This is a genomic window from Actinacidiphila sp. bgisy144 (assembly GCF_057708105.1).
On the sequence record NZ_JBYIRM010000020.1, the window covers coordinates 72,009 to 81,995 of the forward strand.

The window sequence follows — 9,987 nt, forward strand, 5'->3', positions numbered from 1 at the left end:
GCCCGCGGCGGGCCCGGTCGCTGACCGTTCGGCCCTCCTCTCCTGGGGTGAACGGCGGTTGCGCCTGAGCCGGTGCGGGCGGCCGGGCCGATAGGAAGGAACAGGGCACGACCTGGCGCGACGGACGCCCGCGCCGGCCCCCGACCCGGGCCGACCGCCCGGAGAAGGGCGACGGTATGGACGCGCGCCGAAGGCGACCGGGCGGACCCGAACGGGCCCGGCGGCAGGAACGCAGGCAGCGGCAGCAGCAGCGCCAGCGCGAGCGGCGCCGCGAGCAGGCCCGCCCGGCAGGCGGCGAACGGGACTTGGAGACCTCCCGCGAGCGCGCCCGGGAGCGGGCACAGAGCAACCCGGAGAAACGGTCCGCCCAGCGGGTCGACCAGCTCTACCGCACGCTGCTGCGCCGCCGCAAGCACCCGCTGAGCCCGTCGGACGTGGCCGTCGCGGACCTGCCGAAGGTGCGGCTGGCGGTGACCGCGGCCGCGCTCGGCAACACCATGGAGTGGTTCGACTTCGGCGTCTACGCCTACCTCGCCGACACCCTCGGCAAGGTGTTCTTCCCCGCCAGCAGCCCCGGGACGCAGGTGGTGTCCACCTTCGCCACCTTCGCCGCCGCCTTCCTCGTCCGGCCGCTGGGCGGGCTGGTGTTCGGCCCGCTCGGCGACCGGATCGGACGGCAGCGGGTACTGGCGATCACCATGATCATGATGGCCGCGAGCACCTTCGCGGTCGGCGTGCTGCCCAGCTACTCCTCCGCCGGGCTGCTGGCGCCGCTGCTCCTGCTGGTGTGCCGGCTGGTGCAGGGCTTCTCCACCGGCGGCGAGTACGCGGGCGCGACCACGTACATCGCCGAGTACGCGCCCGACAAGCGCCGCGGCTTCCTCGGCAGTTGGCTCGACTTCGGCACCTTCATCGGCTACTCGCTCGGCTCGGGCCTGGTCACCGTGCTGACGCTCACCGCGGGGTCGGACGGCCTGGAGCACTGGGCGTGGCGGATTCCGTTCTGGGTCGCCGGGCCGCTGGGCGTGACCGGCCTGTACATGCGGCTGAAGCTGGAGGACACGCCCGCGTTCAAGGAGGAGGTCGAGCAGGCGGCGCACGCGGCGCCGGGCGAGGACAGCCCGGTGGAGCAGGCGCGGCAGTCCGGCGGCGGACGGCTGAAGGAGATCTTCACCGACCACTGGCAGGCGGTGCTGATCTGCATGGGGCTGGTGCTGCTGTACAACGTCACCAACTACATGGTCACCTCCTACCTGCCGACGTACATGACCTCCACCCTCGACTTCGGGTCCACCACCGCGCAGTTGATGGTGCTGGCCACGATGCTGCTGGTGGTCCTGACGATCACCGCGGTCGGCCGCGGCTCGGACCGCTGGGGGCGCAGGCCGCTGTTCATGACCGGCAGCATCGCGCTGGTCGCCCTGTCGGCGCCGGCGTTCCTGCTGATCCGGCAGGGCGGGATCGCGCTGCCGGCGGTCGGCTGCGCGGTGCTCGGCCTGCTGCTGGTGACCTTCGCGGGCACCTCCGCGGCCACGCTGCCCGCCCTGTTCCCGACCCGCATGCGCTACGGCGCGCTGTCCATCGCGTTCAACATCTCCGTCTCGCTCTTCGGCGGCACCACCCCGCTGTTCGCCTCCGCGCTAGTCGAGGCGACCGGCAACAACATGATCCCGGCGTACTACCTGATGGTCGCCGGGGTGATCGGCTTCGTCTCCACGCTGTTCCTGCGCGAGACCGCGGGCAAGCCGCTGCCGGGCTCGCGGGCGATGGCCGAGACCCCCGGGCAGGCCCGGCGGCTGGTGGCACGCAGCCGTACGGCCGCGGGGCGGCAGGCGCGGGACATGTGGATCAGGCTCCGCGGCCGCGGCCGCGGCTGAGCGCCGGGCCTGCCCTGCTGGCGCGGGTGCGCGCCGGTGCACGAGAATCGGCCGGTCGGTCGAGGCAGCGGGGAGCGGGGAGCGGCGGGGGGACAGGAGGCGGGTGGGCGTGGGGGCGGACGCGGGCGCAGGCGCGGGGGTGGGCGTGGAGACGCCCGGGGAGCCGGCCGTACCCGGGGAGCAGGGCGGGGGCCTGCGGCGGCCCCGGTTCGTCGGGCGCGCGGCCGAACTCGCGCAGCTCACCGAGGCGTTGGCGCACCCGCCCGCGTTCGTCGTGGTCGAGGGCGAGGCGGGCATCGGCAAGAGCCGCCTGGTACGGGAGGCGGTACGGGCGGCCGGTGCCGAGACGGAGTGCGGCCGGGCCCCGATCGGCACGCTGTACGTGCGGTGCCCGCCGTACGCCGGGCATTTCACGCTGGCGCCGGTGGTGGACGCCCTGCGGCAGGCCGCGCCCGGTGTCCGCGGCGCAGGACTGTCCGCGGTGGGGGCGGCGCTGCGGCCGCTGTTCCCGGAGTGGGCGCGTGATCTGCCGCCCGTGCCGCCCGGCCTGGTGGACCCCGGCGCCGCGGCGCACCAGCGGCTGCGGGCGCTCGCGGAGCTGCTGGACCGGCTGGAGGTGCGGACGCTGGTGGTGCAGGACGCGCACCGGGCCGATGCGGGCACGCTGGACTTCCTGGTGCACCTCCTGGCGGCCCGGCCGCGGCGGGTGAGTGTGGTGCTGACCTGGTGCCCGGGCGAAGTGCCCGCGGCTTCGCCGCTGTTGCGGCTGACCGCCCGCCCGCCGGAGGACGGGGGCCGGGCCCGGGTCGTACTCGGCGGCCTGCCGGAGGCGGACGCCGCCGCGCTGGTGTCCTCGATGCTCGGCGGGGAGCGGGTGTCGCCCGGTCTCGCGCGGGCCCTGTACGGCTGGACCGAGGGGGTGCCGCTGGCGCTGGCGGAGTGCGTGCGGCTGCTGCGCGAACGGCGCGACCTGGTGCTGCGCGGCGGGCAGTGGGCGCGCCGCGGCCGCCGCGAGATCGAGGTGCCGGCCGCGATCGGTGACGCGGTGCGCGAGCGCGCCGCCCGGCTGGACGCGGACGCGCGGCGGGTGCTGCTGGCCGCGGCCGTCCTGGGTGAACCGGCCGACGCGCAGGTCCTGGCCGCCGTCAGCGGACTGCCCGCGGCGGACTGGCCCGCGGCGGTCGGCCGAGCCCTGGCCGCCGGGCTCCTCGACGACGCCTTCCCCGCCGCTGCCGGCCGCGTCGGCGCCGCGCCGCACCAGGCCGGCCCGCCCCTGATCGGCTTCCGGCACGCCCTGGCGGCCAGGACCGTCTACGCGCAAGCGACCGCCCCCGAGCGCGGCGCCGCGCACCGCAGGGCCGCCGAGGCCCTGGCGGCCACCGCGCCGCGCCCGCTGACCGGTATCGCCCGCCACTTCCAGCTGGCCGGGGACGTCGAGCGCTGGGCTGCGTACGCCCGGCAGGCCGCCGACGCCGCGCTGGCCGCGGGCGACCACGCCGCCGCCGTCACCCTGCTGCACGCCCTGATCACCCGCCCCGCGCTGCCCGTCACCGACCTGGCCGCGCTCACCGCGAAGCTGCCGCTCCAGACCGCGACGGGCGCGACCGAGCGCGGCGGGATCGTCCGGACGCTGCGCGCGGCGCTGGCCGCGGGGTCCGGGAGCGGGCAGCTCGTGCCGCGCGAGCGGGCGGCGATCCGCGCGCAGCTCGGCCGGCTGCTGCTGGACGTCGGCGAACACGCCCAGGGCGCGGCCGAGTTCGAGCTCGCCATCCCCGACCTCGCCGAGGGCGGCTACGCGGTGGCGTACGGGATGACGATGCTCGGTATCCCGCTGCACGCGTCGTGGCCGGTCTCCACCCATCTGCGGTGGCTCAGGCGCGCCCACTCCGTCGCGGCGCTCGGCGCGGTCACGGCGGACCAGCAGCGCGTCCTGCACGTCAACCACGTGACCGCGCTGCTCAACCTCGGCGAGCAGAGCGGCTGGGAGCTGGCGCAGCAGCACGACGGCGACGAGTCGACGCCGCAGGCCGCCCGGCAGCACGCCCGCCTCCATCTCAACGCCGGCAGCCAGGGCCTGTACTGGGGGCTGTACGAGCAGGCCCGGCAGCATCTGGACCTCGCGGTCGACTGCGCCGAGCGGCACGGCTACCAGGGCCTGCACGACATGGCCGCCGCCACCAGGGACCATCTGGACTGGCGCACCGGGGCCTGGGAGGGCCTGGACCGGCGGCTGTCGCAGTGGGCGGCGGTGGGCGAGCCGATGATCCGGATCGACGCGCAGCTGGTCGGCGCGATGCTGCGGGCAGCCCGCTCGGGGCCGGACGCCGAGAGCGTCCGGGCGCTGCGTACGCTGCTGGCGGAGAGCCGGCAGCGCGGCGCGGCCGAGACGGTCGCCGAGGCGGCCGGGGCGCTGGCCCGGCTCACCGCCGATCCGGCACTGGTGCTGGCCGTCACCGGTGAGCCGGTGCGGCGGATGACCCGCAAGGGGCTGTGGCTGTGGGCCGCGGACCTGCTCCCGCCGCACCTCGGGGCGCTGCTGGCCACCGGCCGCCGCGCGGAGGCCGAGGCGCTGGCCGAGGCGTTCGCGCAGGGCGCCGCCGGGCGGTCGGTGCCGGTGCTGACCGCGGCGCTGGCCTGCTGCCGGGCGCTGCTCGCCGAGCCGCCCGACCTGTCCGGCGCGCCCGAGCGCGCCGCGGGGTCGGCCGCGAGCTGGCGGGCGGCGGCCGAAGCGTGGCAGGCGCTGCCGCGCCCCTATGACGCGGCGCAGGCCCGCGAGCGCGCCGCCCGCTGGCTGCTCGCCGCGGGGCAGCCGGGCGCCGCGGTGCGTGAACTGCACACCGTGGCAGAGGAGTTCGGCGCGCTCGGTGCGCGCCATGACGCGGCGCGGGTGGCGCGCACGCTGGCCGCGTCCGGGGCCGCGTCCGGGGCCGCGTCCGGCGAGCGGAGTGCGAAACGGCGTACCGGGCGCCGCGGTTACGGCGGTCTGCTGTCGCCGCGCGAGCAGGAGGTGGTCCGGCTGGTCGTGCGCGGGCTCACCAACCGGCAGATCGCGCAGGCCCTTTCGCGATCGCCGAAGACGATCGCCGCGCAGGTGAACTCCGCGATGCGCAAGTACGGCGTGACCACGCGCACGGCCCTCGCGGTGCGGTCGACGGGGAAGGCCGCGGCGGCCGGGCCGCCCGGCGCGGACCCCGCCTGAGTCGCGCCCCGCCCGCACCCCCGGTTCGACAGCGGTCAACGGGCCTGCGGGAGCGTCGCGTTGAGGAGATCACCGGCCGGTCCGCAGGCGTCACCCGGGCACCACCGTTAGGTCGGATGACCTAAACAACGGCCGCGCCGGGAGCCGGTGCGTTGACAACTTCCGGTGCCCGGGCGGCCAATGGGGTCTCGGTGACCACCCCCGTCGCCGTCGCCCCTGATCCCGCACCTCAGGCGACCTGTGCCCTCATCCACAGGAGTCGAGCTTTGCCCACCGCCACCACGACCGGCGCCACCGTACGGCGAAGAGCAGCCGCCGCCGTCGCCGGGCTCGGAGCCCTCGCGCTCACGCTGCTGGGCCTCCCGGCCCAGGCGCACGCCGCCGCGGCCCCGGCCACCGCCACCACCCCCACCGCCTCCACCAATGCGACCGCACGGACCGCCGCGGCGGCGACCGGCAGCGACGCGGCCTACCAGCGCAGCTGCGGCGAGGCCGCGAAGGGCCAGTTCGCCTGCTTCGCGCTGCGCCGCACCGACGTCAAAGCCGCCAAGGGCGTGCAGCCGCTCGTCGCCACCCCCTCCGGCTACGGCCCGAGCGACCTGACCAGCGCCTACAACCTGCCCGCCGACGGAGGCGCCGGCCAGACCGTCGCCATCGTCGACGCCTACGACGACCCCAGCGCCGAGGCGGACCTGTCGGTGTACCGGGCGCAGTACGGCCTGCCCGCGTGCACCTCCGCCGACGGCTGCTTCACCAAGGCCGACCAGCGCGGCGGCACCGACTACCCGGCGGCGAACGCCGGTTGGGCCTCGGAGATATCCCTCGACCTCGACATGGTCTCCGCGGTCGCCCCGGCCGCGAAGATCCTGCTGGTGGAGGCGGACAGCGCCGACATCGAGGCGCTGGGCGCGGCGGTGGACACCGCGGTGGCGCTCGGCGCGAAGTACGTCTCCAACTCCTACGGCACCGGCTACGACACCACGGCCGGGAGCGGCGAGTCGGCGACCGAGACGACCGAGGAGGACGCGCACTACGACCACCCGGGCGTGGCCGTCGTCGCCTCCTCGGGCGACTCGAAGTACGGCGTGAGCTACCCGGCGTCTTCGCAGTACGTCACCTCCGTCGGCGGCACCGCGCTGACCCGCGACAGCGGCAGCCCGCGCGGCTGGACCGAGTCGGTGTGGAACAACTCCTACGGCGGCCCCGGCTCCGGCTGCTCGCTCTACGAGCCGAAGCCCTCCTTCCAGTCCGGCACCGGCTGCGACAAGCGCGCGGTCGCGGACGTGTCCGCGGTGGCCGACCCGGTCACGGGCGTGGCGGTCTACCAGACCTACGGCGGCAGCGGCTGGAACGTCTTCGGCGGCACCAGCGCCGCGTCGCCGATCATCGCGGGCGTCTACGCCGACGCCGGCACCCCGGTCGCGGGCAGCTACCCCAACTCCTACCCGTACCTCGCCAGCGGCTCGGGCCTCAACGACGTGACCAGCGGCAGCAACGGCAGTTGCTCCCCGGCCGTGCTGTGCACCGCCGGCGCCGGCTACGACGGCCCGACCGGGCTGGGTACGCCGAACGGCCTGTCGGCCTTCCGCAGCGGGCCGCACGGCGAGGTCGAGGGCACCGTGACCGACGCCGCCACCGGCAAGGCCCTGGCGGGCGCCCGGGTGGCGGTGGACGGGTTCTCCGCGACCACCGGCACCGACGGCGGCTACCAGGTGACCGTGCCCGCCGGCAGCCACGGCATCACCGTCACGGCGTTCGGCTACGCCCCGGGCGGCGACACGGACGTGAGCGTCGACGACAACGCGACCGTCACCCGCGACTTCGCGCTCAAGGCCGTCGGCTCCCACACCGTCTCCGGCAAGGTCACCGACGGCTCCGGGCACGGCTGGCCGCTGTACGCGAAGCTCACCGTGGACGGCACCGCGCTGAGCACCTTCACCGACCCGGTCACCGGCGCCTACGCGCTGAAGCTGCCCGAGGGCGCCTCCTACACGCTGCACATCACCCCCGAGTACACCGGCTACCAGGCGGTGGCGAAGACCGTCACGGTCGGGAAGTCCGACCAGAAGGCGGACGTGGCCGTCCCCGTCGACCCGAACGCCGGTTCCACCCCGGGCTACCGGATCGAGGACACCGCGCCCGTCGAGGCGTTCGACTCGACCACCGCCGCACCCGACGGGTGGAGCGCCGCGAGCACGTCGCCGTACGCCACCGCCGGCTGGGAGTTCGACGACCCGGCGGGGCGCGGCAACCTCACCGGCGGTGACGGCGCGTTCGCCGTCGCGGACGCCAAGGCGTCGACGTCCCCCGCGTACATCACCGGCACGCTGGACAGCGCCTCCTACGACCTGAGCAGGATGTCCGCGCCCGAGCTGGACTTCGGCACCGCCTTCCAGCAGCAGTCCGGGGCGGTCCCGATCATCTCCGCCTCCACCGACGGCGGCAGCACCTGGAACCTCCTCTGGGTCGGCACGGGCTCACTGGGCGCCGGCTCGACGGTCGACATCCCGCTGACCTCCTACGCCGGCGCGTCCTCGCTCAGGGTCCGGTTCCAGATGACCTACTACGGCAGCGCCGACATGTACTGGGAGCTGGACGACGTCCAGGTCGGCGAGCGCACCCCGCAGGCCGTACCCGGCGGGCTGGTCGTCGGCACCGTCCGGGACGCCAACGACGGCTCCGCGGTGACCGGCGCGGCCCTTGACGTACCCGGCGCCGCCACGAAGGCGGTCTCGGCCGCCACTCCGGACGACCCGGCCGTCGGCGGCGGCCTGTACCACCTGTTCGCGCCGCGCACCGGCACGCACCAGGTCACCGCGGCCAAGGGCGGCTACACCAGTTCCTCCGCCGCGGTCCGGATCGCCGCGGACCGCACGGTCCGGCAGGACTACACGCTCAAGGCCGGCCGGCTCACCGTCACACCCGGCCGCGTCGACGCCGCCACGAAGCTCGGCGGCACCACCACGCAGCGCCTGACGGTCACCAACACCGGCACCGCCCCCGCCACGCTGCGCCTGGCCGAGCAGCCGGGCGACACCGAGGTGACCGGCGCCGGGACCCCCCTGAAGGAGACCAGGACCGACTACACCCCGACCCGCTCCGCGAAGGCCCAGGCGGGCCCCGCGAAGACCGGCACCTCCACCGGCACTTCCACCGGCACCGCGGCGGACGCGGGCACCGGCGGGACATGGCAGAGCGGCACCGCCTACCCGACGACCATCATGGACAACGCGGTGGCGGCCGACGGCGGCACGATCTACTCCGCGTTCGGCTACGACGGCTGGTCGGACACCGCCGCCATGTGGTCCATGGACCCGGCCACCGGCACCTGGACGCAGCGCGCGTCCGCCGCCGACACCCGCGAGTCGCCCGCCTACGGCTTCATCGACGGCAAGCTCTACGCCACCGGCGGCTGGGGGTCCGACTACCAGCCCGACGCCAAGCTGGAGATCTACGACCCCGCCACCGACACCTGGTCCACCGGCGCGAGCGTGCCCATCGCGTACGCCAGCAGCGGCAGCGGCGTGCTGGACGGCAAGCTGTACGTGGTCGGCGGCTGCGGCGGCGGCCACTGCGCCGGCACCGAGGTACAGGTCTACGACCCGGCCACCGACTCCTGGTCGGCGGCCGCGGACTACCCCGAGCCGATCGGCGCCGTCTCCTGCGGCGCCCTGTCCGGCACGCTCTACTGCGCCGGCGGCAGCAACGACGACGCCGACGTGTCCCACGCCTACTCCTACGACCCGGCGAAGAACGCCTGGACGGCCATCGCCGACCTGCCCTCCGCGATGTCCGCCACCGCCGGCACCGTCGCGGCCGGGCAGTTCGTCCTGACCACCGGCATCAGCGCAGGCGCCGCCACCAACAAGGGCTACGCCTACGACCCGGCCACGAACCGGTGGAGCAGCCTGCCCAACGCCCCCACCGCGACCTACGGCGCCGGAGCGGCGCCCGGCCTGTACAAGATCGGCGGCTCGACCCAGGTCGCCTCGCCGCTGTCGAACGTCGAGGTGCTGCCGGGCTACGGCCCGACCGGCGCCACGGACGTGCGCTGGCTGCGCGAGAGCCGCCGCACGCTCACGCTCCGCCCGGGGCAGCACGCCACCGTGACGGTCACGCTCACCGCCTCGGCGGCCGGCGGGATCACCAAGACCGGTGTGTATGACGCCGAGTTGCCCGCCACCTCGGACACGCCGTACCACGTGCCCGCGGTGCCGGTGACGCTGACGGTCAAGCCGTCGAAGGGCCACGGCGGGGGGAAGGGCTGACCCCTCCCCCGCACACCACGGCGGCGCGCCCCACCCGGGGCGCGCCGTCCGCCGTACCGGACGCGTTCCGCACGCTGCGGACGGGCGCCGAGGGCGGGGACAATCCTCATGTGATCGATCGTCACGTGATCGGCCGTCACAGTGAAGGAGTGTCCCGATGTGGTCCACCGTCATAGCCGTCCTCGGCACCCTGCTCGGCGGGGGGCTCACCGGGCTGCTCCAGAGCCGCGGAGAGCGGCGCTCCCGGCTGGCCGCCCGCACCGACGAGAAGGCGCGGGCACTGCGCACGGCCCTCGGCGAGCTGGTCGCCGCGCTCGGCGACCACCGCCGGGCGATGTGGCACCGCGAGGCACTGCGGCTGGACGGCGCGGCCCAACACACCTACGAGGCCGCCCGGATGGAGTCCCGCTCGACGCGCTCGGCGGTCACCGCGCCGCTGGTGGCTGTCTCGGTCATCGAGCCCGCCCTCGCACAGGTCGCCAAGGAGGCCGCGCAGGCCGCGTTCGACCTGCGCGACGCCCCGGACCGCGAGGAGCTGGCCGCGCGCCGCGAACGCGCGATCGCCGCGACCGACGTCCTGGTGGCCGCCGCGGGCCGCGCCATGGCCTGAGGCCCCCTGCCGGGCGCTCAGCGGAAGCGGATG

At 75.7% G+C, this 9,987-nt stretch carries 4 protein-coding genes; all 4 read left to right on the forward strand.

The genetic code is table 11. From position 1 onward, the window contains the following. The first annotated feature begins 176 nt into the window (after positions 1–176). The 4 genes from proP (at position 177) to AC3EVP_RS22855 (ending at position 9,954) form a co-directional block, all read left to right on the forward strand. Positions 177–1,877, forward strand: a complete 1,701-nt coding sequence (gene proP / locus AC3EVP_RS22840) for a glycine betaine/L-proline transporter ProP (protein WP_435132450.1) — start codon at positions 177–179, stop codon at positions 1,875–1,877. A gap of 109 nt (positions 1,878–1,986) precedes the next feature. Beyond that, complete coding sequence (locus AC3EVP_RS22845; RefSeq protein WP_435132452.1) at positions 1,987–5,076, forward strand: helix-turn-helix transcriptional regulator; 3,090 nt, start codon at positions 1,987–1,989, stop codon at positions 5,074–5,076. A 266-nt stretch (positions 5,077–5,342) separates the two neighbouring features. Further along, positions 5,343–9,344, forward strand: a complete 4,002-nt coding sequence (locus AC3EVP_RS22850; RefSeq protein WP_435132455.1) for a carboxypeptidase regulatory-like domain-containing protein — start codon at positions 5,343–5,345, stop codon at positions 9,342–9,344. A gap of 157 nt (positions 9,345–9,501) precedes the next feature. Next, positions 9,502–9,954 (forward strand): protein kilB, encoded by a 453-nt coding sequence (locus tag AC3EVP_RS22855; RefSeq protein WP_335979219.1) that lies wholly within the window; start codon positions 9,502–9,504, stop codon positions 9,952–9,954. Positions 9,955–9,987: the final 33 nt, after the last annotated feature.

Excerpts from the sequence above, each read along its gene's own strand:
- proP (WP_435132450.1), top strand. The coding sequence starts at position 177 with ATGGACGCGCGCCGAAGGCGACCGGGCGGACCCGAACGGGCCCGGCGG.
- AC3EVP_RS22855 (WP_335979219.1), top strand. The coding sequence starts at position 9,502 with ATGTGGTCCACCGTCATAGCCGTCCTCGGCACCCTGCTCGGCGGGGGG.